The 25,649-nt window shown below is 33.5% G+C and carries 23 protein-coding genes; 6 read left to right on the top strand and 17 right to left on the bottom strand.

All coding sequences use genetic code 11. The annotated features are described in order from the left end of the window. Nucleotides 1-49 precede the first annotated feature (49 nt). The 4 genes from BUR19_RS02900 to BUR19_RS02885 all read right to left on the bottom strand — a co-directional run bounded on the left by BUR19_RS02900 (nucleotide 50) and on the right by BUR19_RS02885 (nucleotide 4,199). Nucleotides 50-1,108: a helix-turn-helix domain-containing protein gene (locus tag BUR19_RS02900; protein ID WP_074233419.1), complete on the bottom strand. Its 1,059-nt coding sequence runs from the start codon at nucleotides 1,106-1,108 to the stop codon at nucleotides 50-52. Nucleotides 1,109-1,183: 75 nt separating this feature from the next. Further along, complete coding sequence (ggt, locus tag BUR19_RS02895; protein WP_074235518.1) at nucleotides 1,184-2,869, bottom strand: gamma-glutamyltransferase; 1,686 nt, start codon at nucleotides 2,867-2,869, stop codon at nucleotides 1,184-1,186. 71 nt (nucleotides 2,870-2,940) lie between these two features. Then, nucleotides 2,941-3,507, bottom strand: a complete 567-nt coding sequence (locus BUR19_RS02890) for a pentapeptide repeat-containing protein (protein ID WP_074233418.1) — start codon at nucleotides 3,505-3,507, stop codon at nucleotides 2,941-2,943. 137 nt (nucleotides 3,508-3,644) lie between these two features. Next, complete coding sequence (locus tag BUR19_RS02885; RefSeq protein ID WP_139297248.1) at nucleotides 3,645-4,199, bottom strand: hypothetical protein; 555 nt, start codon at nucleotides 4,197-4,199, stop codon at nucleotides 3,645-3,647. A 172-nt stretch (nucleotides 4,200-4,371) separates the two neighbouring features. Between BUR19_RS02885 and BUR19_RS02880 the strand changes: the two genes are divergently transcribed. Both BUR19_RS02880 and BUR19_RS02875 read left to right on the top strand, forming a co-directional pair. Next, the gene (locus BUR19_RS02880) at nucleotides 4,372-5,724 is read left to right on the top strand and encodes a glycosyltransferase family protein (RefSeq protein ID WP_074233416.1); all 1,353 of its coding nucleotides are present in this window, start codon (nucleotides 4,372-4,374) and stop codon (nucleotides 5,722-5,724) included. Nucleotides 5,725-5,949: 225 nt separating this feature from the next. After that, nucleotides 5,950-6,186, top strand: a complete 237-nt coding sequence (locus BUR19_RS02875; protein ID WP_074233415.1) for a YtxH domain-containing protein — start codon at nucleotides 5,950-5,952, stop codon at nucleotides 6,184-6,186. A gap of 39 nt (nucleotides 6,187-6,225) precedes the next feature. Here BUR19_RS02875 and BUR19_RS02870 read toward each other — a convergent pair whose 3' ends face one another. The 4 genes from BUR19_RS02870 to rpsA form a co-directional block, all read right to left on the bottom strand. After that, the gene (locus BUR19_RS02870; RefSeq protein WP_074233414.1) at nucleotides 6,226-7,209 is read right to left on the bottom strand and encodes an EamA family transporter; all 984 of its coding nucleotides are present in this window, start codon (nucleotides 7,207-7,209) and stop codon (nucleotides 6,226-6,228) included. A 172-nt stretch (nucleotides 7,210-7,381) separates the two neighbouring features. Beyond that, nucleotides 7,382-9,988, bottom strand: coding sequence for a T9SS-dependent M36 family metallopeptidase (locus tag BUR19_RS02865; RefSeq protein WP_074233413.1), 2,607 nt, complete (start codon nucleotides 9,986-9,988; stop codon nucleotides 7,382-7,384). A gap of 103 nt (nucleotides 9,989-10,091) precedes the next feature. Next, nucleotides 10,092-10,853, bottom strand: coding sequence for a T9SS type A sorting domain-containing protein (locus BUR19_RS02860; protein WP_074233412.1), 762 nt, complete (start codon nucleotides 10,851-10,853; stop codon nucleotides 10,092-10,094). Between the two features lie 89 nt (nucleotides 10,854-10,942). Further along, nucleotides 10,943-12,739, bottom strand: coding sequence for a 30S ribosomal protein S1 (gene rpsA / locus BUR19_RS02855; protein ID WP_074233411.1), 1,797 nt, complete (start codon nucleotides 12,737-12,739; stop codon nucleotides 10,943-10,945). Between the two features lie 551 nt (nucleotides 12,740-13,290). On the opposite strand from rpsA, the gene BUR19_RS02850 reads away from it, so the two are divergent. Continuing rightward, complete coding sequence (locus tag BUR19_RS02850) at nucleotides 13,291-13,935, top strand: helix-turn-helix transcriptional regulator (protein ID WP_074233410.1); 645 nt, start codon at nucleotides 13,291-13,293, stop codon at nucleotides 13,933-13,935. Nucleotides 13,936-14,077: 142 nt separating this feature from the next. On the opposite strand, the gene BUR19_RS02845 is transcribed toward BUR19_RS02850, so the two are convergent. The 6 genes from BUR19_RS02845 to BUR19_RS02820 all read right to left on the bottom strand — a co-directional run bounded on the left by BUR19_RS02845 (nucleotide 14,078) and on the right by BUR19_RS02820 (nucleotide 19,533). Then, a complete protein-coding gene (locus tag BUR19_RS02845) occupies nucleotides 14,078-15,583 on the bottom strand; it encodes a carboxypeptidase-like regulatory domain-containing protein (protein WP_074235517.1) in 1,506 nt (501 codons plus the stop codon). A 10-nt stretch (nucleotides 15,584-15,593) separates the two neighbouring features. Beyond that, nucleotides 15,594-16,955 carry a CsgG/HfaB family protein gene (locus BUR19_RS02840; RefSeq protein ID WP_074233409.1) on the bottom strand — a complete coding sequence of 454 codons (1,362 nt, stop codon included), beginning with the start codon at nucleotides 16,953-16,955 and terminating at the stop codon, nucleotides 15,594-15,596. 18 nt (nucleotides 16,956-16,973) lie between these two features. Next, nucleotides 16,974-17,384, bottom strand: coding sequence for a curli assembly protein CsgF (locus BUR19_RS02835; protein ID WP_074233408.1), 411 nt, complete (start codon nucleotides 17,382-17,384; stop codon nucleotides 16,974-16,976). Between the two features lie 11 nt (nucleotides 17,385-17,395). Beyond that, nucleotides 17,396-18,127, bottom strand: coding sequence for a CsgE family curli-type amyloid fiber assembly protein (locus BUR19_RS02830; RefSeq protein WP_074233407.1), 732 nt, complete (start codon nucleotides 18,125-18,127; stop codon nucleotides 17,396-17,398). An 11-nt stretch (nucleotides 18,128-18,138) separates the two neighbouring features. Further along, entirely contained in the window at nucleotides 18,139-18,492 is a 354-nt protein-coding gene (locus BUR19_RS02825; RefSeq protein ID WP_245799008.1) for a hypothetical protein, read from the bottom strand. Nucleotides 18,493-18,714: 222 nt separating this feature from the next. Next, the gene (locus tag BUR19_RS02820; protein ID WP_074233406.1) at nucleotides 18,715-19,533 is read right to left on the bottom strand and encodes a hypothetical protein; all 819 of its coding nucleotides are present in this window, start codon (nucleotides 19,531-19,533) and stop codon (nucleotides 18,715-18,717) included. Between the two features lie 142 nt (nucleotides 19,534-19,675). On the opposite strand from BUR19_RS02820, the gene BUR19_RS02815 reads away from it, so the two are divergent. Then, a complete protein-coding gene (locus BUR19_RS02815; RefSeq protein ID WP_074233405.1) occupies nucleotides 19,676-20,983 on the top strand; it encodes a DEAD/DEAH box helicase in 1,308 nt (435 codons plus the stop codon). Between the two features lie 12 nt (nucleotides 20,984-20,995). Here the strand turns inward: BUR19_RS02815 and BUR19_RS02810 are convergent, their stop codons facing one another. Continuing rightward, nucleotides 20,996-21,886, bottom strand: coding sequence for an SMP-30/gluconolactonase/LRE family protein (locus tag BUR19_RS02810; RefSeq protein ID WP_074235515.1), 891 nt, complete (start codon nucleotides 21,884-21,886; stop codon nucleotides 20,996-20,998). A gap of 80 nt (nucleotides 21,887-21,966) precedes the next feature. Here BUR19_RS02810 and BUR19_RS02805 point away from each other — a divergent pair, with 80 nt between their 5' ends. Further along, complete coding sequence (locus tag BUR19_RS02805) at nucleotides 21,967-22,299, top strand: MerR family transcriptional regulator (protein ID WP_034965019.1); 333 nt, start codon at nucleotides 21,967-21,969, stop codon at nucleotides 22,297-22,299. A gap of 70 nt (nucleotides 22,300-22,369) precedes the next feature. After that, the gene (locus BUR19_RS02800) at nucleotides 22,370-23,707 is read left to right on the top strand and encodes a helix-hairpin-helix domain-containing protein (RefSeq protein ID WP_074233404.1); all 1,338 of its coding nucleotides are present in this window, start codon (nucleotides 22,370-22,372) and stop codon (nucleotides 23,705-23,707) included. Between the two features lie 76 nt (nucleotides 23,708-23,783). On the opposite strand, the gene rluF is transcribed toward BUR19_RS02800, so the two are convergent. Both rluF and BUR19_RS02790 read right to left on the bottom strand, forming a co-directional pair. Further along, a complete protein-coding gene (rluF, locus tag BUR19_RS02795) occupies nucleotides 23,784-24,506 on the bottom strand; it encodes a 23S rRNA pseudouridine(2604) synthase RluF (RefSeq protein ID WP_074233403.1) in 723 nt (240 codons plus the stop codon). Between the two features lie 102 nt (nucleotides 24,507-24,608). Further along, nucleotides 24,609-25,475 carry a T9SS type A sorting domain-containing protein gene (locus tag BUR19_RS02790; protein WP_074233402.1) on the bottom strand — a complete coding sequence of 289 codons (867 nt, stop codon included), beginning with the start codon at nucleotides 25,473-25,475 and terminating at the stop codon, nucleotides 24,609-24,611. Nucleotides 25,476-25,649: the final 174 nt, after the last annotated feature.

Here is a 25,649-nt window from a genome sequence, read left to right as displayed (position 1 = left end):
TGATACTTACAAAAATCAGGTTTTGAAGTTTAAATTCCGAAGTACAGAATTATAAATTTGAACTCTGAAACCTAGGTTCAGAAACCGTTTGAGATTGTTTGTACAAAAGTGGCGTGGTGTTCTTGATTTTCCTAAAAGTGGAGAAAAATGTAGATTTTGAGTTGAACCCAACCTCGTATCCTATCTCCTCAATTTTCAGATAAGAGCCATTTTCAATTTTTTCACAGGCTTCATTAATTCTGTATTCATTGATATATGTAGAAAAACTTTTTCCCAAATTATCATTCAACAATTGAGAAAGTTGATGAGCTGACATATTCATTTTCAATGCAAGGTCAATCAATTTCAAATTTGGATTTTTATACAATTCTTCGGCATTCATCAGCTTTTCTAATTTTGAAACAAAATTATCTGCCTGCAGATCGGATATTTTTTTATTGGAATATTTAGTTTCTTCTTTTGCGACTTTTGCCTGGTATTTCTTATTAAACAAAACCAGAAAATTGGCATACAAAACAAATGAGAACACAAGGCTTCCACCAGCACAATAAACCTGAATCCAACCTGTCGAAAGCAACTGATAAGAAAGAAATATAATTGCATTGCTAACCAAAACCGGAAGGATAAATTGATTCGACTTAGCGTATTTTTCTGAAAGTATGTAATAATCGTAAATGGATAGAAAAATGAAAATGGTCCATATTCCATAAATAAATGTTGCAAAATACCTATTCCAAACATTTGGAAAAATGAAATGCAGAATCCCGACTCCGCACAGGATCAATATCAAAACACCAAAGGATTTTACAGCACTTTTAACATCAAATTGCTCCTTCAAAAAAGATGAACGGATATAATAGTACAATGCCGGTCCTGTAAAAAACAGTGCCGACAATCCCAAATTAGGAATTATTCTTGGCCAATCCGGATAGAAATAAATACAGACAGTGATTCCTACCCTGATACTTAATGTCAATAGAATTAATCCTAAGAAAAAATCGGGAAGAGATTTCTTTTTTTTAAAGAACAACAGATAAACGCCCAACAGAAGCCCATTAAAGGCTCCTATTGCACTAAAGAAAAATAACATTTGTTGTCCGAAATTCATTGATTCTTAGTTTTCTATCAGAGGCAAATTTATAACAATTCTTATATTCAATTTTCTATAATATTTACAATACTTTTATTCCACTCCTACAGAATCATCTCCTCTCCCATCTGCCACAGCGTGTATGTTCAGATTATCATCAACGAGGATTATTTCTGTCTTTCCTATCTGCTTGATTTTTTCGAATTTATAATTCTTTTTCTCAAGCGTTTTGATTGTAGTTTCCGGGAAATTATATTCTACTTTTACGACTTCCGGCAACCATTGGTGATGAAACTTTGGCGTATTAATAGAGAAATTAGCATTTTGTTTAAAATCAATCACACCAACAATTGCTTGAAAAACCGATGTAGGAATTGTTGTTCCTCCAGGAGTTCCAACAACCATTTTTACTTTTCCATCTTTTAGAACTATCGTAGGTGTCATAGATGACAACATTCTTTTTCCTGGTTCTATCTTGTTGGCTTCTCCACCAACTGCGCCAAACATATTAGGAACACCAGGTTTTATAGAGAAATCGTCCATTTCGTTATTCAGGAAAAATCCTGCTCCGGAAACAACCGTTTTACTGCCGTAATAACCATTAAGTGTTGTGGTAATAGAAACAGCATTTCCAAACTTGTCCAAAATAGAGATATGTGTAGTCTGTGTACTTTCTTTTGGCTGATTGATAATGGTTCCTACATCTTTGCTTAATGTAGCCTGATTAGGATTAAAAGATTTCCATCTGTTTTTTAGATACTCATCTGAGATAAGCATTTGGGTTTTGTCTGCTGTAAAATCTGGGTCACCCATATATTCTGCCCTGTCAGCATAAGCTCTTCGCTCCGCTTCCACCATAATCTGAACAGCTTCAGCCGAATTCTGCTGGTATTTGGAAAGGTCTTCATAAGAAGCCATTTTCAACATCTGAGCCAGCAAAGTTCCACCGCTGGAAGGCATTGGCATCGATATGATTTCGTTTCCTTTATAATCAAACGACAGCGCTTTTCTTTCTTTTGTTTTATAACTTTTAAGGTCTTTTGCCTGAATAATTCCGTTTCCGAGTTTCATTTCAGCCAAAATCAATTCAGCTGTTTTTCCTTCATAGAATTCTTTTTCTCCAGATTTTTGGATTCTTTTTAAAGTTTCCGCCAACTCCGGTTGAATCAACAAATCTCCTGCTTTCCAGCCTTTATCATTAATGAAAACGATTTTGTTTTTGTTGTGCTTTTTAAAATCATCCTGATGACGGTTGAGAAGATCTGCTTCCTGCTCGGTAATCGTAAAACCTTTTTGTGCTAGATCTATAGCAGGTTCTATTAGTTTTGAAAATGGAAGCTTGGCATATTTCAAAGTTTCAAACATCCCAGAGATGCTTCCAGGCACACCAACCGCCAATCTGCCATATTGAGACAAATCTGTATTAGCATTTCCCTTTTTATCCCAGTACATATCAAAACTAGCTTTAGACGGTGCAGTTTCACGGTAATCTAAAGCTAACTTTTTCCCATCGGAAGTTACTGCGACCATAAATCCGCCTCCACCGATATTACCAGCCTGAGGATAAACAACTGCCAAAGCCAATTGTGTAGCAATAGCAGCATCAAAGGCATTTCCACGTTTTTTCATAATCTTTGATCCAGCCTCACTTGCGAGTGGATGTGCTGAGACAACTACGCCTTTGTTTTTAACTTTAACTTCTTTGATAAGATTAAAGTCTTTATATTGTGCGCAAACCGTGACAGATAAAAGGAAACTTGCGTATAGTAATTTTTTCATATTGATATTTAATTTGATGTTATTGACCACCCCGTCACCCTCCAGAGAAGAGGAAATTTTAAAGTGCAAATTTACTCGATAATTATCTGAAATTGGTCTAATAATCCGGCGAGATTGTCTTTTGCGAATTTGGTTTTTTTGAGTTGATTCTTATTGGGATTGATAGAATAATTGATGGCATTCTTGAGATTTGCATTATCTAAAATTGTTCGGTCAAAAACAGCATTGGATAAATTAGAGTTATCGAAAAACGCATTGGAAAGATTTGCTTCCGTAAAATCTACTTCTTTTAAACTACAATTTCTAAAAATCGTTTTCCGAATATCTAACTGATAAAAGGAGGAATGATCCAGAACACAATCTTCAAACCTAAAAGATATATTGAAGGAATGAGCATCTTCAAAATTAAGTCCCATCATTTTACAGTTCTTAAAAATGACATCTCTAAAAGCAGTCTGAAGAATCTTCACATTGCTCAAATCACAATCTTCAAAATCGCAATTAGAAAATTTGAACTCAGATAAATCATAGTTTGAAAAATCGATTCCTGTGAAATCGCATTCTTCGTAATCGCCTTGCTCAATCTGCTCTTGTTTGTAGTCTTTGGAAGAAAAGCTTTTCCCCGATTCATATATCATTTTAACTCATTTTAAAAACAGATAAATTTACAGAATGTAATGCTGAAGCAGAAATTCTCAGCAGGAAAATTCTTAAAAATTTTAATAGAAAATTTCGAACAAAAAAACCTCAATTAAAAAATTGAGGTTTGCTTATATTATCTATGTCCTCTCGGACCGCCTTTGTGATGTTTATTTGGTTTTGGATGGTTTCCCATTTTAAAGTGTTTATTTTCCCCACGATTGAAATTGCCTTGATGACCAACTTTGGCGTACTTATATTTAGGCGATTTGTAATGGTTCTTAAAATTTTTCTTATGATAATTATTACCATTGTAATGCCTTACAAGTACTGGTGGAGCGTGATTGACTCTGTAGCTGGCATACTGATTATAATGAACTTTATGTCTTTTGTAAGGATAACGATCGACTAATACAACTTTGTGCGTCCTGTATAAATCGATGTGGCGGTATCTCACAGGTAAAACAGGCGAGAAGACCCATCTGCTTCCAGAAGAGTAATAATAGCCGCGCTTAGGAACATTATAATAAAGGTCATACTCTGGCAGATAATAGGATTCCACATAATCGTAGCCGGAAGGTCCCCATTTTGGCTGACTGTTAATATTAATATTGACATTAATCTGCGCCTGAAAAAGTCCAGATGTTAAGCCTGTTGCCATTAACATCAGAATTAAAATTAATCTTTTCATATTTACTTTTTTAACAGAAATCAATCGGAGCAAAGATAATACCATAGATATAAATTACTGTTGATCAATATTTCAACGGTTTTATAACAATATATATTTTATAAATCATTTTGAAATCGGTTCAAAAACAAATAAATTTACAGGACAGTTTCAGGCATTCTGAAAATTGAAAATGGAAAAATTGAAAAAAGTATTAATTGTTACCTATTACTGGCCACCTGCTGGCGGACCTGGTGTACAGCGTTGGCTGAAATTCGCCAAATATCTTCCCGAATTTGGTTTTGAGCCAATTATTTACACTCCGGAAAACCCAAGTTATCCTTTGGTAGATGATACTCTGGTAAAAGAAGTGCCAGAAAATCTGAAGATTGTAAAAACCAATATTTGGGAGCCATATCAGATTGCAGAAAAATTCAGTAAGAGTAATAAGAAGTTCAAAGGTGGGCAATTTGATGTTGGGAAAAATCAGTCTTTTATCTCTAAGCTTTCCATTTTTATAAGAGGAAATTTTTTCATTCCAGATGCGAGGAAATTTTGGGTGAAACCTTCAATCGAATTCTTAAGACAATATCTGGTAGAAAATCATATTGAAACAATCGTTACAACTGGTCCACCACACAGTCTTCATCTGATTGGATTGGGTTTGAAAAAAGAATTGCCTAATCTGAAATGGATCGCCGACTTCCGTGATCCTTGGACAGAGATTTCTTATTATAAACATTTGAAATTAACCTCAGCTTCTGATAAAAAACACAGACAACTTGAAAAATCTGTTTTTGAAAATTCTGATTTAACGCTGGCGACAAGTTATACCGATGCTGAGAATTTCAGAAAAAATGGAGCAAAAGCTTTTTGTGTGACGAATGGATTTGATAAGTCGGAGAGTTTGGGAGTTGGAGCGTTGGAGATTGATAAAGGTGAAGTTTCTGAAGCTCCGAAACACTCAAACTCTAAAACACCCAAACCTAGATTCACGTTGAGTTATGTCGGGGTTTTGGAGCAATTGAGAAATCCGGAAAATCTTTGGAAAGCTTTGATTGAACTTTGTGAGAAACATCAGGATTTTGCTAAGGATTTTGAATTGAAGTTCGTTGGACGAGTTGATGATAAAATTCTGAGTGACATTGAGAGTTCGGTTTTGAGAGATAATATTAGGAATCTTGGTTATCTGGCTCACAATGATTCTGTTAAAGAAATGGAAACCTCTGATTTGTTGTTGATTACCAATTTTCCGAATGAAAGCTCTAAAGGAATTATCCCAGGAAAGTTGTTTGAATATCTGGCGACCGGAAAAAAGATTATTTCGTTTGGTCCAAAAGATGCAGATGTGGAAACGATTCTCGATAAAACCAATGCTGGAAAGCACTTTGATTATTCTGAGAATATGGAAATCCAGGATTTTATTTATTCGCTTTATGAGGATTGGAAAAGTGGAAAATCTATTCAGAATTCTGCTAATATCAATGAGTTCAGTAGAAAAGAATTGACAAGACAATTGGCTGAACTGTTGACAAAATTGGATTAATTGCTGACTGGTTCTACCCTGCGCAGCGCGTGAGCGATGGTAACGGTTATCCTTTTTTTGATTGGGCTTATGGGAAAGGCAAAAAAGATAATAGTGGACAGCGCGGTCCCAGCCCCTGCCAATGTGTTGGAAAGGACACGCCCTAAATTTTTTCTTTAAAATCGAGAGATGGCATACATTTTTCTTGTAACTTTAAGAATCAAATATTAATCAAAAAATTATATCATGGGAAATAAGACAAATGGTCTTTTGGCATTGTTAGGATTGGGAGCTTTGGCTTGGTGGAAATACAAAAAAGCTTCTCCGGAAGATCAGCAAAAGGTGAAAGATACGATCAACACGGCAAAAGACAACCTGACGAAATTCGGGAATGATCTGAAAGATAAAGCTGGACAAACTGTAGACCAGCTCAAAAGTAAGGCTGATGAGCTGAAAAATGATGCTCAGCAAGCTGCAGAATAAAAATAAAAAAGCCGTTTCAATTGAGACGGCTTTTTTTATTTAGTGGTAAGATATTGCTTCTTTGTTTTGATTTTTAGAAGGTAAATTCATCAGAACAATTGCAAAAAGTATCAAAGCTATTCCCAACCATTGGATTAAAATAACTTCTTCATTCAGTAACATAAATGCCATTGTAACAGAAACAGGAAGTTCTAATGACGAGATGATACTTCCTAATCCCAAACCTGCATTCGGGAAACCAAGATTGAACAAAATCGGAGGAATGATGGTTCCGAATAATGCCAATACAAATCCGTAAGTCCAAAAAATGGAATAATCAAATGGTCTGATGTGTTGTGTATTCTCTGTAAAATTGAGGTAGAAAGACTTAAGTCCATCAAAATACATTGGTCCTATCTGAGCAAAGAACAAAAATAACAGGACAATAATAGAGCCGCCACAAAGCATTGTAAAACTTTTTCTAAGAACCGGCAAATGCGTTGCTAAAGTATTGGAGGTAAACATCGTCATTGTAAAAGAAGCTGCTGCCAATAATCCCCAGAATATGCCGTGCCAATCGATTTTAACGTTAAGATTAATCAAATTCGTCGCTAAAACTGTTCCTAACAAAACGATGATTGTAGCAATGATTTTTCTGGCATTCGGAAATTTTTTGGTAATGAAACTTTCTACAACTACACTGAACCAAACCGACTGCATCAACAATACAATCGCAATCGAAACATTGATGTATTGAACGGCAATGTAGTAGAACAAACTTGTACAACCAAGTGATGTTCCAGCCAACATCAACATTCTGATTTCTTTTCGGCTGGGTGCAGATAATGGTTTTTTAGAGGTTTTGGTTTGAATGATATTCAGAATCAATAATCCAATAATTCCAAGTATAAATTGTGCCGTTGTTACTTCTGAAGTTGTAAAACCATCGTTATACGACATTTTCACAAATGTAGCCAGCATTCCGTAAATACTAGCACCAATACCAACAAAAAGAACTCCTTTTAAAATATTTTTCTTTTCCATAGTTTTTTAGAGAGCCGGCGAATTTACGATTTATAAGTTGTTAAATAAAATTTTTCAAAGATTATAAATTAGATTCCTGAAATAGAAATTTGATTCATCTTTATAAAAATGGTCGGAATAAATTCCGACCATTTAAAGCTGCAATTAGCTTATTATTTAAAGATTGAAAATTTTATTTATTCACAATCATTTTAGAGCTATAATTAACACCAATACCTGATGCTTTTACAACATATACTCCATTTGGTAACTTTTGAGTGTTGATAGCTTCTTTTGCAGAAGGATCTATCTGTTGTGTAGCAACCACTTTTCCAGATGCATCATAAATTTCAACGTTAACTTTTCCTAAAATATTATTTTTAAAGTTTAAGTAAAATTCATTTTTCGCCGGGTTTGGATAAATGCTAAATCCTTTTACTGCTGTAACTTCATTGGTTGCTAATGCACAGTCAGCCGGAACTGTAAAGTCCTCTACTTGGTCATTAATATTTGTTTTAGATCCTGCACTTGCGTTGACACCAACACCTCTTTTCGCAAAAGTATTCCAGATAAGACATTTGTTATCTCCGTTGTTTGAAGCTTGATCTGCCGCAATTATAGCATCTCTACCCATTATGAAAGTAGGATAACAACCTTGTAACTTAAGTCCATCAACAACAGTTTGGAAAACTCTTGCAGATCCAGAGTTAGGGTCAGCAGTTATATCATTATTAAATCCATATTTTTCAACATATTTCCAATGAAGATCCCAAAGAATTGTTGCCCAAACAAAACCAATAGAGTGTACATTTGGAACTAAAGCACCATTTGCGTTTGTATACTCCATTCCATTAGTTTTCCCATAAGTATAGTTATTAATAGACAAATCTGGAGAATATTTAGCCGGACGAATACCTCCTCCTGTAGTAGGCTCATTAGTTGCGTATGTACCAATACCTCTAGCAACAGAGGCATTATCAGTAGCTTTCATAGTTAACATTAAAGCTAAGAAATCTGACCAACCTTCTCCCATTTGTTCTTTATCTAAAGTAGAACTTAAACAGCTTACATTAGTTCCTGTCAATCTATTAGACAATCCATGTCCATACTCGTGACTTATAATGCCATTATCTAAGCTGCCATCTTTTACAGGAACTTTAAGTGTTACATTTACATTTTGTCCTCCGTTAATTAATGAATTGATAGCCTCTCCTCTAGATTGAGGAAGAAAAACTGAAGGAATATTAATGGGAGTTACTCCATCTCCCGACATATTACTAATAGCTTCCCCGGGATTGGTTGCTGCGTCTGCTGAATTATAAATAATAGCACCTATTGCACCAGCATCTTCAATATTTTTAACTTTTGCTATAAAATTACAGGTTCCTCTTTGTGCAATACCTATTTTGCCTGTAAGAGATCCCGCTGGAAGTGCTGTACAAGCATCTAAGACTGGCGAAATAGCAACATCACCTGTCACAGATTGTTTCCAAAGAGGTGTTCCAAAATAACCTAACCCAACTGAAGGAATATTGGTACCCGCAACACTAGAAGGTCCGTTGAATGAAAAATATGGTTGAGATCCTAACCAAATATACATCTGCATTCTAGGTTTACTCCCGTCAGATGGAGTTGAGAAATTAGCATTATCATAGTAACCTAAGGAAAGGTCAGCCACTCCTGCTCCATCTCTTGCTTCTGCTAATACATAATCATTTTGTATACCACCTTTTCCAAAATTGTAAGCTTGAAAGTTTTTTGAAGTTTCAGTAAAACCAAACTTATACAATACATCATGAACCCTATTATTAACATAAAATAAATTAGTGATTGATGCATTTTTATAACTGTCTAAACCATTTGCAGGATCGAAAGGAAAATCAAAAATATGCGAAGCGCCTCCATCCGCAGATGCGCCGATAGCATTTGTACTACCTTCATCAAGATAGGTATGTACATTATTTCCTCTAGTAATATTATATTCAGTAGCATTATCATTTTGCCATCCAAGAGACGATGCTGTATTATCCCAAGGATTCATCAATAATTCTCTATCACCAAAAGTTGGGGCTTCTACCGGAAAAGGAAAAACTCTATATGAAGCGTTATTGGCCAATAGAGAAATACCTTTACTCGTATTATTTTGTGGATAAGCAACTGTGTGATTTACTACCTCATCGTTATGATTATGCTCTCTCTCAAAAGCTCCGTCAGTAAAATTACAAGAAAGAGTCAGATTATTTTGATCGTAAATTTCCCCTGTTTTAGCATCTGCAATTACATGCCAAAGATTATTAGATTTATTCTCGTAAAATTCTACTTCGTAAGAGAGAATCAATTCTGATCCATTATCATAATAGACTAAAGTAGGTGTTTTAATATCACCTTTAGCTAAGGAAATTTTATAATCCTTGCTATTTGGTAACTTCATATTATCAACAACCTTCACAAGAATACTCGACGCATCTTGAGCTTGAGAAGTACCTGAAGTTTTAGATGCATTCACACTAAAATCACCTGTATAACTCAGTACATTGTTATCTCTTATTAATAACGTAGAAGAATTTCCAAAAACAGGAATTCCATTATAAGTCTGCTGTATTTTAACAACAGTAGCATTCAATGATTTTGATATATCTTCAGATGCGATTACAAAATCTTTATTAATTACATTTTCACCAACGAAAGTTGATGTTTTTAGATAATTTTCTACTACAGTATTATAATTCTGTCCATAAACAGAATTCATTGTAAATAATGAAATTACCGCAACAATAAGGGGTAGTTTTCTCTTCTTCATAATAAATTTCGTATTTAATTAAAAAATCAATCGAATTTATTAAAAATAACCAAATAAATCAAAAAAAAACATCTTTATAAATTATAAAGATGTTTTTTTAAAATTAATTCTTAACTATTTTATTAGTATTTGATTTACCGTCTTTATAATTAATAGTAATTATATAAACGCCCGTTTTCAAATCACTTAAATATAAATTTTTAGATATATTGTTGATATTTTTTACAGTCTTTCCAGAAATATCAGCAATTGATACAGATTTTACTGCCTCAGCATTATCCAAATAAATTACATCTTTGAAAGGATTTGGATAAACTGCAGTTTCTTTTTTAGCAATATCAGAAGTTGCCAAGAATGGTGATTGCGTTAATTTGAAGTCATCTAAAATAACATCATACTCACCTGATGTCCATTGTCCGGAAACTCTGAATTTGAAATCTGATCCTGCCGGAACCGAACTTTGAGGAATAGATCCAGACCAAGTAGTACAAGTAATTACTGAATTGAGGTTAATAGTTCCTAAAGCTGTATAATTTTGACCACCATCAGTAGAATATTCTGCCTTCAACGTTCCATTCACAGATCCTCCAGAATAGATGTGAGTTTTATAAGCGAAGGAAATATCAATTTTACCACCGTTAGATAATGTAGAAGAATAGGTTGTTGATCCCGCAATTCCGCCGCTCCAGAAGTTTCTTGTCAAACCATAGCTTCCAGTACAAGGCGTAAGAACCTTGCTTGGGAAAAAGCTAACATTTGTAAAACCAGCTGGCGTAGATCCAGCTTCAAAACCCTCATTCAAATTGATTTGAGCTGATGAAAAAGCGGCTGTGATGAAGCCTAAAGATAATAGAATTTTTTTCATAGGTTAATTTTTATATACTAAATTGTTTTTTTGGCTAAAAAAGCCACCTAAAAAAGGTGGCTTCATTATTTTAAAATGATTTAAGGCGATTATTTACCTTCTTCCATTTTTCTTTTCAATTCTGCTAATGCATCGATATCTCCAAGAGTTGATCTTTCTTCGTTATTTGAAGAAGAAGCAACATTGCTTGATCTGTTAGAAGATTCTCTTACATTCTTTTTCTCCTCATCTCTGAAGATTCCTGTGTGAGAAACTACTACTCTCTTGAATTCTTTGTTGAACTCGATTACTTTGAATTGAGCTTCTTCTCCTTTTTTGATTTTAGATCCGTCTTCCTTCTCTAATAATCTTGATGGGCAGAACGCTTCAACTTCAGCATCTTCGAATTGTACAGAAGCACCTTTATCGTGCACTTCTACAGCTTTTCCAGCGTGTACAGTTCCTTCAGCATATTTAGTTTCGAATTTATCCCAAGGATTCTCAGTCAATTGTTTGTGACCTAGAGACAATCTTCTTGCTTGAGTATCCAATTCTAATACTACAACATCTAATTTATCTCCAACTGCACAGAACTCAGATGGGTGCTTGATTTTCTTAGTCCAAGAAAGGTCAGAGATATAGATCAATCCATCAATTCCTTCTTCCAATTCTACAAATACTCCGAAGTTTGTGAAGTTTCTTACAGTTCCAACGTGTTGAGAACCTACTGGATACTTAGCTTCGATATTTTCCCAAGGATCTTTGTTCAATTGCTTGATACCTAGAGAGATTTTTCTATCTTCTCTATCCAAAGTAAGAACTTCTGCTTCTACTTCATCACCAACTTTTACGAAATCTCCAGCACTTCTCAAGTGAGTAGACCAAGACATTTCAGAAACGTGGATCAATCCTTCTACACCTGGAGCGATTTCTACAAATGCACCATAGTCAGCAAGAACTACTACTTTTCCTTTTACTTTATCTCCAACTTTTAAGTCAGCAGAAAGCGCATCCCAAGGATGAGCCTCTAATTGCTTCATACCTAATTGGATTCTTGTTTTCTCATCATCAAAATCAAGGATAACAACTTTTACAGTTTGTCCATCCTCTAGGATTTCAGATGGGTGGTTCACTCTAGACCAAGAAAGATCTGTAATGTGGATCAATCCATCAACACCTCCAAGATCTACGAATACACCGTAAGAAGTGATGTTCTTAACAGTACCTTCAAGAACTTGTCCTTTCTCCAATTGAGCGATGATTTCTTTTTTCTGACCTTCGATATCTGCTTCGATAAGCGCTTTGTGAGATACAACTACGTTTTTGAACTCTGGGTTGATTTTCACAACTTTGAACTCCATAGTTTTACCTACGAACTGATCGTAATCTTTGATTGGCTTCACGTCGATTTGAGAACCTGGCAAGAATGCCTCGATTCCGTGAACATCAACGATCATACCTCCTTTAGTTCTAGATTTTACAAAACCGTTTACGATCTCTCCAGTTTCGTGAAGTTCGTTTACTCTATCCCAAGCTTTAAGCGTTCTAGCTTTTCTGTGAGATAATTGTAATTGTCCGGTTTTGTCTTCTCTTCTGTCCACCATTACTTCAACTTCATCGCCTACTTTAAGACCTTGGTTGTAACGGAATTCGTTAAGAGAAATAACACCTTCAGATTTGAAGTTGATATCTACGATAGCTTCTTTATCAGTCAATCTTACAACTTTACCAACAATGACGTCGTTATCTGTAAGATCGTTAAGAGAACCATTATAGATTTCTTCCAATTCTTTCTTCTCGCTTCTGTCTTCTGCGTTAAGACCTGACTCGAAAGAATCCCAATCAAATTGTTCTGGTGCTACGTTTTGGTTCAAAAGAACCTCTGCTGAATTTGTCTCTTTTGACATTTTCTAATAAAATTTGTATTCCTATTTACTCAGACTTTGGCTTTGCTGTGACTCCTGAAAAATACGGAAGATGTTAATTGTTAATGTTTTACTTCGCCCAAAGTACGTTCACAAAAGTGGTGCAAAAATAAGCAAAATATTTGAACCTAGCAATAATTTTAAAGAAGTTGAAGTTAATTATAATCAATTGAAAATCAAACCATAATATTTAATTAATAGAAAAACATCTTAAGAGCAGTGACGATTAGTCCAATAACTCATACACAGTAGCGATTTATTTAATTTTTAATAATAATTCATAAAACAATCGTTTGTAAAAATGATTTATAAAAAAGGCTAAACTATTTAAATCAAAAAATATTAAACAACTAAATTTCAACAATTTAAAAAAAACAAATAAGCACCTTTTTTAATCAACAGTTTAACAGAAAAATAAAATAAAACCCAAGTTAAATTTATTAACACAAGAATACAAATTAAATAAAAAAAATCACAAATAATTATTAAATTTTCATTATATTTGAGTTACAACCGTTGAAAAAAATAAACCTATGAAACCAAAACTAATTATTTTTGATGAACCTCTATTTTATACAGAAGGACTCTCCAAACTGCTTACACAAGGCGATATTTTCAGCAACATAAGCATTTGTACCTCAACAGAAACACTTTACGAATGTATCAAAAATAGCCCCCCTGATTTTCTTTTGCTAGGTGCTAACTCTCTTGTATTGACAGAAATGTATGTTTTAGTAGAAAATTTGGTTAACGAATACAAAGACATAAAAATTATTACTATTGGAAATTTTTATGAAGTCTCAAAAATCAGAAAGCTTTTTGAGAAAGGTATCAAAAGTTATCTGGACATCAATTGTTGCTATAATGAATTTGTGAAATCTATTGAAGCTCTTAGTTCGGATCTAATTTACATCTGTGATTTTGCAAAAGAAAGAATGATAAATTTTATAAGTCACAAGCAGAACAACCAAAACGATCACGCAGATTGCCTTACTAAAAGAGAAATGGAAGTTCTAAAACTGATTTGTGACGGACTAAGTAGCAAACAAATTTGTGAAAAGCTTTTTATTAGTATCAATACAGTAGAAACGCATCGCAAAAAAATCCTCCTAAAACTGAATGTGAAAAATTCCGCAGGCGTTGTAAAATACGCTATAGAAAATCACATCATAGAATAAATCAAAAAAAAAGAATTTCAAACACCTTGTACAGCCTAGAAATTCTTTCCTACCACAAAAAATTGCAATATATTTTTTAACTTTATTTCTAATTAATCTTTCTGATTAATATTCCTCAATTTCATTTCTTTATTTTATTAAATCATTCATAATCTGGCATTTCCGCATTACTGAACAACGAAGTTCTTTCTAAATCTGTTCCGGAATTATTAATATCAACCATTTCTACATTTCTCTGAGAAATACCATCGTTAGAAGTATTAGTAAAAATAATCTGAGCATTATTAGGCGAGAATCTTGGATCAAGATCGTTGGTTCCGTTTGGTTTTTCACTTTCGGTAGAAATATCTCTTACAGTATTATCCATCAAATTATAAATAAAAATATGAGAATCTAATTGTCTATAGTTACCATCTTGATAACCAGAAACATCGTGTGTATAAACCAGATAATTACCATCAATAGAAAAATCTAATCCTCCACTTCCTCCAGCAACTCCAGAAAGAACTGTTTTGATAACATTCCCCAACATATCTATAATATAGATCTTTGAATTGTAACCATTGAAATCATTAGTCTTAAGCGCAATCTTACTTCCATCGTAACTCCAATCACATTCGGAAATCAAACTACCATCCGGAGTTGTATAAATTAATTCCTGTCCGCTGCCATCCTTGTTGATTCTGTAAAGTTTGTCAAAATTAGCATAAATCAATTCCTTACCATTAGTTTTCCAAGCAAAGTCCAATTCATAGCTATTAAATCCCCCAAGAGGAACACTAGTAACTTTGAAAACATCAGAACCATCAGGTTTTGCTGTAAAAATATGTGTGCCTCCGCCTTCTGTTCTTAGAAAAGCAATAAGTCCTGCATTGTTATTTTTTCTTGGTCGCCAACTATTATTCGCAAGCGCTGTGAATTGGAAGTTATCTCCCGTATCATTACTGGAAACAATGTAAAGATTTCCAGATTGCTTTCTTACATAATGAAATCTATTTGCAGGTACTGTATTGGTTGTAAATTTACTTACTGCGCTTAAAACTTCTGGATGAATATCGTCGGAAACAGCGATTTGCCAAAAATAACTCACTCCAAATTTGAGATCTTTCAAAGTGTAATGTTTATCTAATAGATCTTTAACCTCCAGAACATCTGTATTAAGGTTATTCTTAACAATCAATCTGTATTTAAGAACATCCAGACTATCAGGATCTGTAGAATTCCAAGTTAGTTCAACAGAAAGTGGCTGGTTTTCTGAGTTATCTATTGGACTCAAGAGCTCCGGAATTGTTGGCGAGGAATTGAGAGATTCATCATCTTCCATTTCAAAAACAATCGTTACCAACTGATTTTGAGTTTGAAAATTAACGCTGGTAAAATTTGCAAGATAACCTGAGAGCTCTGCTTTCACTGAGTAGTTACCAATAGGAATATCCGAAATTTCAAATGTTCCATCACTAGCACTAAAAACGGTTTTTGTTGTCGGGTTTGTAAATATTTTGACATTAGCCAAAGGTTCATTACTTCCTCTTTTCACAACTTTTCCTTTTAAAACTCCTGTTTGAGTTTGTTCTACCAATTCTTCATTACAAGAAAGCAATAAAAAAGAAAAGATGATGAGTATTGTGTTTTTTATAATTGTTTTCATGACAGACGTTTTATTTTTTTCCGATATAAAAATTAACACCAAAAGCAATTCGAATCGCTTGATCCTTCCTTTTGCCATTAACAAAATCATCCCAAGTATCTTTGAAACCAAGATCATATTGAGAGGAAATTCTTAATGCAAAATTTTTATCCAGTAGATATTCCAATCCACCACCTACTTGAGCTTTGTATAAATTTGACTTTTTGGAAGACAATGTTCCTCCGCCCGCATAGATAAAAGGCGTCAATTTATACTTCGGCAAAATCATAAACTCTAAATTAATTTCCGATACGATGTAAGTTCTGGTAAATATATTTTCATTCTGAAGCTTGAGAATATTTGCATTCAGCTCCAGATTGAGATGATCATTGATAAAGTATTTGAATCCCATTTTTCCTCCGACATTCCAATTTGGATTTACATAATCTCCTTTGATCTGTTGCCCTTCGATATCAGCGAACAGAGCGAATTTTTGTCTGTAATTATTAGGAAATTTATTCCCAATCACTTTTCCAGAATTAATTGTTTCTTCGTTATTATAATTATCAATCAAGCTTTTATATTTAGTAAAATCTTCAACTGCTTTGCCCCAAATTCCATCTCTTATTCCTTCTACTATTAATGATTTTACAGCTTTTTCAATAGCTTCGGTAACAGCTAACTGTACTGGTTCATTCTGAGTTACACCAACTTCAGATTCCAAAAGTCTTTCCAGATCAATATATCTAAAGAAATTACCGTTAACACTTGTAGAAAGTATTGTTTTGGAAGTGTAAACCGTTTTCATAATCTCTCCATTGAGCGTAGAAACAGCTCTTAAATAAATTGTAATTCTATCCTGACGATATTGGGAAGAAGCTCCTATTCCAAAATATCTAGCTCCAATTCCGCCTGTCATAACATTACTATCATAAGAAATCACACCACCTTCCAGAAGAATTCCTGCATATAATAAAGGAGGCAACGTCTGAGTAGATTTATCAGTTTCCTTGAGATATTCTTGTCTTGTAGATCTTATAATTTGTCTTTCATTAAGGAGATTCGCGATATTTTCTCTTTCTATTGGTAAAAACCATCTGCTGTCTTCCAAAGCTTTTATCAGAATCGTTGTTGTTCCTTGAGGAACTGCTGTGCTCCAGTTGCTTCCTGTTTCCGAAGGTTTATATTGCCCCGTCTGATCTCGGAATTTATAAACTCCTATCACGATTTTTTCTTTTGGTTGAGGAAGATTTTTGAGCTCAGTTGTATAAGAAGTTATTTCACCTAAAGAAGATTTTTCACTATTGATAGGCAAATTGAATAACGTACTGCAATTTTGAAATAATGAAAGTACGAAAACACAAAGCCATTTAGGATTAATATAAGTTTTCATCAGATTTGGTTTTAATTTTTATTTCGGAATTACAATTTCTGTTTGTTCTCCGTTATCGGTATTCAAAATATTGATTAGTAAACCTTGGGAAGATTGTGTAACCTGCAGATATAAAGAACCGAACATATAATTACCTGGCGTTAAAGGTCCATTCCCAAACTGATCTTCAAATAATTTTTGAGATAATTGACTAAGGATTTGTCTGTTTAGACTTTCCGTAAAACTATCCATAGAATTAAGACCGTCAAGAAGATTCTTGTAACTATCTTCATCATCAAATGGATTCTGTGCATTAGCCGAACTCAAAAGCCATTGATAATTAAAAGTATCACCGCCAAATGCGGGATTAATCGGTTTATAAACTAACTGTTGGGATTTCGCAAGGATTCCACCAACAGTTAGTAACATAAGAATAAATATAGTTTTCATCTTTTGTGTTTTTAGAATAAGAATTCGTTTTTAATAAGACTTTTTTTGAAATTATAATCTTTGATATACCGAAAAGTCATTGCAAGCTGCTCTTTCTGATAATCCTCATTAGGATTGGTCATAAAACTGTAAATTGTTTTATCATCAATCACGATATTAATTTGTCCGTTTGTTCCTCTGGAAGGCAATTCTGAGATGACAATTGTATTATTAATTTTATCCGGCATTTGGCTGTATTGGAGATAGAAAGCATCATAAAAATCTCTTCCGATTTTGGTTTTGGTTTCATCTATCGTGAGTCCATTCAGTTCAAATGATTCGGTTTCTTCAACTTTATTGAGTTTTTTTCGGAAAGAATCATCATTAATATTAAGACTATCTTTTGCAATGAGTTTTTGGGTTTGTTCATCTCGAATGTACAGGAAAGCTTTTAACGCATCTTTATCGTTTAGATTAACACTAATCTCAGAAAGTTTTTTAGTTTCATTGGGATTAATAGAGAACTTGCCACTTTGTTTGTTATTAGAAAGATTTCCATTACTTCCTTTTTTAATAGAAACCAATAGATAATTCAGTTCTTGAAAAATGGCGGAATTATTAGTAACTGTTGCATTTAGTTTCAATTGTCCTTCTATATCTTTGCTTTCTATTTTTGCTATAATTTTTTTCTCATCTTGTCCTTTGATTTTTAGAATCGGAAAGCAAATCACTATAAGAAACATTAGAACATATAAATTTTTCATCTTCAATAATTTTAGTAGTTTCTCATAAAAATGATCATATTATCACCTTTGACGGTTAGTTTCAGATTTTCAGAAATACTGTTATTGCCTGTGATATCTATGATATTGTTAAATCCCTGAGTTATAATGGAAGTTTTAACTTCTGTCTCTGTAAAAGAATTATTATAGAAAAGTCTGTTATAATCTCCAATCTGCTGTAATAAAATATTGCTTTTATCATTGAGATAAAGCTCAGCGTTATTAGAATTACCAATTTGCAATGTAGAAGAATATGATTCCAATGTTGGAGTTTGTTTAGTAATAATTTCTATAACATTATTGCTATTAATCTGCATCCAGCTAATCTGTTGCGATTTAGTTTTCATTGAAAAAAAAACAAGAATCAAACAAAACAATATGGTAAATATTCTTTTCATCTTTTTTATATAAAGTTACGCTGGAACAAAATGGTAAAAAACACGGTTAGTTGGTAAAGATTAAAAATCACGGTTTTCCGTTAGTCTTAATTAATTCAAAAGACAAAAAAATAGGAGAAACCTCAACTTCTCCTATTCTTTTTTACATAATCAAAAACAAAATAACTGTAATTAATTAGATTGATTTACAATCAACGAGTTACTGTTACCAACTTGTAATCCCATATGGAAATGAGAATCTCCAGTTTGAGTTACGCTTGTATAGTTGCTATTTCCGATTTGAGCATCCAAAGCAACATTATCATCGCCATATTGGTATTGGCTCAAATAGTTACTATTTCCAACTTGCAACCCCATAGTTGTGTTATCATCACCATATTGATGAGAATCCGCAACATTATCGCTACCAAACTGAAGATGAGTTGCGCTGTTATCATTACCAGACTGCAATTGATGGATGTAGTTATCTGATCCTAGTTGAAATGCATAAGCCTCATTTCTTCTACCCATTTGGTCTTGCCAGATATCGTTATCTGTACCAATTTGGAGAGCAGTTGCGCTGTTTCTTCTACCATTTTGATATTGACTGATATAATTCCCAGCTCCTAATTGGGTAGCAGAAGCGTCATTTCTTCTACCGATTTGTAATTGATCCACTTCATTGAATAATCCAATCTGTAAAGTCTGTGCAGAGTTTCTATTACCATATTGGCTGGTAGTATTAGAGTTTCCGATTCCCCATTGGTCTACATCTATAGAGTTTCTGTTTCCCATACTTAGAGCAACATTGCTGTTTACCCATCCTACTTGGTCTATATCTGCATCGTTACGATTACCGTCTTGTAATAAGGCGTTGAAGTTCAAGATTCCTGTTTGATCCACTGTAGCAGTGTTAAGGTTTCCAATCTGTGCACTCAAATCAATGTTAGATTGTGCGGATACGAAGCTCACAAAAAATAGTGTGATAACTCCAAAAATAAATTTTTTCATTGTAGTAATTTTTATTGATTAATTGTAGAACAAATGTAGAATGATAAGCAAAACCAAAAACCACCATAAAAGTGTAAATTCTAAAAATCACTATTTATAATGACAAACCAACAATGATCTTCCAAATACTTACCTTTGCAAAATGGAATTACAACCAATCTTCGAAAAACTGCAGATTCAGGATATGAATCAAATGCAGAAATCTATATACAAAGCATCTGAGAATGAAACCGACGTGGTTTTATTGTCACCAACCGGTTCAGGAAAAACATTAGGATTTTTATTTCCTGTTCTTAGAAATTTGAAATCTGACGTCAAAGGAATTCAAACCTTGATTTTGGTTCCGGCAAGAGAATTAGCTTTACAAATCGAACAGGTTTTCAAATCGATGGGAACAGATTTCAAAGTTTCTATTGCTTATGGCGGACACGATAAAAAGATAGAAATCAATAATTTGATTGAAGCACCTGCAGTTTTAATCGGAACACCGGGAAGAATTGCTTATCACTTGAAAAATGAAAATTTCAATCCGGAAACCATCAAGACTTTGGTTTTGGATGAGTTTGACAAAGCTTTGGAATTGGGCTTTCAAGAAGATATGGAATATATTATTGGTTCTTTGACAAGCCTTTCTCAAAGAATCTTGACTTCTGCAACGGTGATGGACAACATTCCGAAGTTTGTAGAACTCAATAACGAAAAGAAAATTAATTTCCTCAAAGAAAACGAGTCAAAACCGAACATTCAGCTAAAAAAGGTAATGACAACGCCAGAGGAAAAACTGAATACTTTGTTCCAATTGATCTGTAAAATTGGCAACAAAAGAACATTGATTTTCTGTAATCACAGAGATGCAGTGGACAGAATTTCTGAACTTCTGAGGGAAAAAGGAATCCAGCGGGAAACTTTCCACGGCGGAATGGAACAGGACGAGCGCGAACGTGCTTTGCTCAAATTCAGAAATGATTCTGCGAGAATATTAATCACAACAGATTTAGCTTCCAGAGGTTTGGACATTCCTGAAGTAGAATCGATTGTGCATTATCAATTACCTCCGAAAGAAGATGCTTTCATCCACAGAAACGGGCGAACGGCGAGAATGAACGCGAAAGGTTTTGCTTATCTTATAATGACCGAGGACGAGAATTTCCCATTCATCAAAAGCAATACGCCGGAAGAAAATGTTTCGGAAAGTAACCGTGTTCCGGAAAGAACACCAAATCAAACGATTTACATCAGCGCCGGAAAGAAAGACAAAGTCAATAAAGTTGATATTGTTGGTTATCTAATCAAAAAAGGCGGTCTTGGAAAAGATGACATTGGATTGATTGAAGTAAAAGACACGACTTCTTACGTCGCTGTCAACCGTAAAAAAACCATCGAATTGCTCAAACAATTAGCCAACGAAAAACTGAAAGGCAAAAAGATAAAAATAGAAATCGCTTATTAATAAGCGATTTTTTTATTTGATTCCGGAGACATTCATAGGCAAAACATAAACAGAATGCGACGCTGTGATGAACAAAGTAGAGTTATTTTTTCCGCCAAAAGTCACATTGGAAGTCCATTCCTCATCAATCGGAATATAGGTTAATTTTTTGCCTTTATTATTGAAAATCGTTACACCATTTCCTGTGAGATAAAGATTTCCTTTACTGTCCAAAGTCATTCCGTCCGAACCCATTTCGCAGAACAATTTCTTTTCAGATAATTTTCCTTTACCAAGGATATCGTAAACATAAGTTTTCCCGGCATTGATATCAGAAACATAAAGTTTCTTAAGTTTTTCAGAACCGATAATTCCATTAGGCTGAACGAAGGTTTCCAGTTTTGTAATCGTTCCGTTTTGATTTCTGTAATAAAGGTTTTTCTCAGGAATCTCCTCTTTGAAGTTTTTCCAATAATCTCTTTTGTACAACGGATCTGTAAAATAAATTCCTCCAAATTTATCGATCCAAAGATCATTTGGTCCGTTCAGTCTTTTACCTTCAAAACCTTTTGATAAAACCTGAATATCCTTATTTTTATTGATTTTCCAGATCTCACCGTTGTCATCGGAACAAGTAATGAGATTATCATCTTTATCAAAATAAGTTCCGTTCGCTCGTCCTGTTTTAGCAAGAAATAATTCCAACTGATTGGTTTTCCAGTTCCATAAATAGATCTTATCATTGGGCTGATCTGTAAAATAGACATTTCCTTCTTTATCAAAAGCCGGTCCTTCCGTAAAAGTAAATTGACTTGAAAGTAATGTCGGCGGAACGTCAAACAATTTTTCATTGGTATTTTGAACTTTGCAATTCATCAGAATCAACAAAATCGCCACATAACGAAACTTCCAAAAACTTTTCATAGCATAAATAATAAAGTCGCAAGTTACAATTTGCTTAAAAGAATTAAAAATAATTATCTTTGAGAATTCGATTTTTATCAATGAAACTCAATCTTCCGGACAAACTCTACTATTCTATTGGCGAAGTTGCCAAGGCTTTTGATGTAAACACGTCCCTAATTCGCTATTGGGAACAGGAATTCCCTATCATCAAACCTAAGAAAAACAAGAAAGGAAACCGCTATTTTACACCTTCTGACATCGAGAATTTGAAGATTATTTATCATCTCGTAAAAGAAAAAGGTTATACGCTGGACGGCGCAAGAGTTGCATTGACAACCAATACAAAAATCTCTGAAACCATCACGATTATTGACAGATTGGAATTTATCAAAGCGGAACTTTTGAAGTTAAAAAACTCTTTGAACGATTAAATAAAATTATTTTTTCCAACTATTAATTTTTCGATTCATTTTTTATTTAACTTTGGTTAAAACACAAAAGATGAATCCAAAATTACCTTTCCAAATCCGGAAAAGGCAGATTTTCAGCCTTGCAATTTTCGGGATTCTTGTTATTTTTTCGCAGACTGCTTTTTCGATTTATAAGAAAAATCAGCATTATGAAAAGCCTCAAATCACTTTCATTACACCGAAAGTTGAAGAGATTATTCTGACTGAATTTAATCCAAATGATTTAGACGAAAATCAGTGGAAGAATCTTGGTTTCAATGAAAAGCAGATCAAAACAATTTTGAAATATAAGGAAGTTGTTGGCGGAAATTTCAAATCTAAGGAGCAGTTCAAAAAATGTTACGCACTTACGCCAGAGAAGTATGAACAGCTGAAAAATTACATTCTTCTTCCTGAAAATAATTCTGATTTTAAAAATAATGAATTTGCTTACAAACCTTACGAAAAGAAGAAACTCAATATCAAAGGGAAATTTAACCCAGATTCTTATTCTCAAAAAGATTGGGAAAACTTAGGTTTTTCTGAGAAGCAATCGGCTGCCATTTTAAAATATAAGAATTATCTCGGCGGAAGTTTCATCAGCAAAGAAAAGCTGAAAGAGTGTTTTATGATTAATGACGAGCAATTTTCCCAAATGTCACCTTTCTTGATTTTACCTAATAAAACGCCGGAAAATCTGGCTAACAAATTTGAGAAAAAGAAAGAAAAAGAAGTGGTGAAAATCAGTCACTACTTTGACCCCAATGAGTTGAATCAAGAACAATGGCAACAATTAGGATTTTCTGAAAAACAAGCTATTTCAATTTTGAAATATCGAGATAAGATTCTAAAAGGCTCTTTCAAATCACTGGAAGATGTTCAGAAATGTTTTATGATTTCGTCGGAAAAATTTGAGGAAATGAAACCTTGGATTAAGCTTTCTGTTGTTGACAAACCTAAACAAACTGATGAAAAAATTACAGTTGCGGAAAAAACTGATTTTTCAAAAATTAATCTCAATCAAATCACTTTCAAACAACTGCAGGAATTTGGATTTACTGAAAAAGATGCGGCAGGAATTTTAGCTTTCAGAAAGAAACTTGGTGGTTTTATCAATAAAAACCAACTGCTAGAAACATATGAAATCGACCGAGCTTTGGGCGAAAAATTAATCTATGTTGCAAAGCTTGACAACTCAGATGTTCCGAAATATTCTTTAGCCGAAGCACCTGAAGATTGGCTGAAAAAACATCCCTATTTCCGATATTCTGCCGACAGAATAATCTTTTACAGAATTTCTTATCCTGATGATAAAAAGATTTGGAAATATTTGAAATTGAAGCCAGAATACGAGGAAAAAATGAGACTTTATATTATTAGTTATAAATGATAGTTGATAATTGAAAATTGAAAATTATGTATAAAAAAAACTCGCAGATTTTAGAAATTAAGCAGATTTAAAAAAATCACTCAAACGTTTTGCTGGAATCTTCTAATAATCCATTTAATTCTTTCATTTCTTCTGCTGTCAAATCGCGCCATTTTCCAACGGGAAGATCAAGTTTGATATTCATTATTCGGATTCTCTTGAGTTTCTTTACTTCATAATCCAGATGTTCGCACATTCTTCGGATTTGTCGGTTGAGACCTTGCGTTAGAACAATTCGGAAGTTCATTGTGTCAATTTTTTCGACTTCACACTTCTTAGTTACTGTATCAAGAATAGTAACGCCGTTTCTCATTTTTTCAAGGAACTTTTCCGTGATTGGTTTATTGACTCTTACGTAATATTCTTTTTCGTGATTGTTTCTAGCCCTAAGAATTTTGTTGACGATATCGCCATCAGAAGTTAATAAAATTAGACCTTCGCTAGGTTTATCCAATCTTCCGATTGGGAAAATACGTTTTGGATGGTTGATGTAATCAATAATATTATTTTTTTCACGCTTCGTATCTGTTGTACAAACGATTCCAACAGGCTTATTGAAAGCGATATAAACAAACTCCTCTTCTACTTTTTTGATGGTTTTTCCATCGACAAAAATTTCGTCTTCATCAGAAACTTTAGTCCCTAATTCTGGAACTATACCATTGATTGTAATTCTGCCTTCTTCCAAAAGCTTATCAGCTGCTCTTCTGGAGCAAAATCCAACTTCTGACAAATATTTATTGATTCTAATTTTTTCCAACTCTTCTAAATCTATATGCAAAAATATGCTTTATTAAAACTTAACACAATAAAAAAAGCCTCACTTTAAAAGCGAGGCTATGATTACATCAAAATAAATGATTTATTTTTTGATTACTTTTTTAGTATAAGAAGCATTTTCTGTTTGTACTTTAACTACATAATTACCTTTGCTAAGTTCAGCTACGTTTAATGATTTTTCTCCATTTTTAGACGTTTTAACTAGTTTACCAGCAGCATCATAAACTTCAACAGAATTAATTTTTCCAGCAACATCAAAATTCACAACATCTACAGTTGGATTTGGATAAACTCTGAAGATGTCTTTTTTACCTGCTTCAGCAACAGCTAACGTAGCATCTTTAACTTGGATATTATCAACACTGAAACCAGAACCATAATTTTCTATAGATAGGTCTAAAAATGAAAAATTTGTAGCTGTCAATGTTGTTGAGTAAATAACATTTCCGTTCACATAATATTCAAGTGTGTTATTTGCTTTATCAATTACAGTTTTGAAGTTATACCAAGTTGTAGAGTCCCATTCTAAATCAGTTTCCACATAAGTTTCTTGAGCCGGATCATAGACCACAAAATTCCAGCTTTGGTATGTTAACCAAAAATCTGCAACTACATCTCCATCTTCAGTATATAGTCCTACTGCATAATCAGAATCAAAACCATCAAGATAAACATCTGCAGATACTTCCGTTTTACTATAGTTTGGTATTGTTGTGAAAGCATTACTCCACTCTTCACTCGCATCATCCTCGATATATAAAGAGCTTGTTCCATCTGTAGCTCTATTGTTTGATACTTTAAAATAAGAACTTGAAGCAGTCCAATCTTTTTGACCATCTACATTACCAGCAGTATAACCTTCTGAAGTTTCAAAAGAGATTTTTGTTTGTGCGTTAGCTGAAAAGAAAATTGCCGATGTAGCAATAAAAGATAATAGAAGTTTTTTCATATTATTTATTTAAATTAAACGATTGTTTTAAAAAATGGAAGGCGAAAATAGAGATTCCCTTCAGAATAAACAAAAGAATTAAACAAATATTTAGTTTTTAACTTCTCTTTAAGATTAATAATTAATTTTAAATAAACATTATAAAATAAATTATATTCAACAGTAATAGCAAAT

This window comes from Epilithonimonas zeae, from assembly GCF_900141765.1.
Lineage (GTDB): Bacteria > Bacteroidota > Bacteroidia > Flavobacteriales > Weeksellaceae > Epilithonimonas > Epilithonimonas zeae.
The sequence above is the reverse complement of the archived record's forward strand: the minus strand, read 5'-3'. Positions and strand labels throughout refer to the sequence as shown.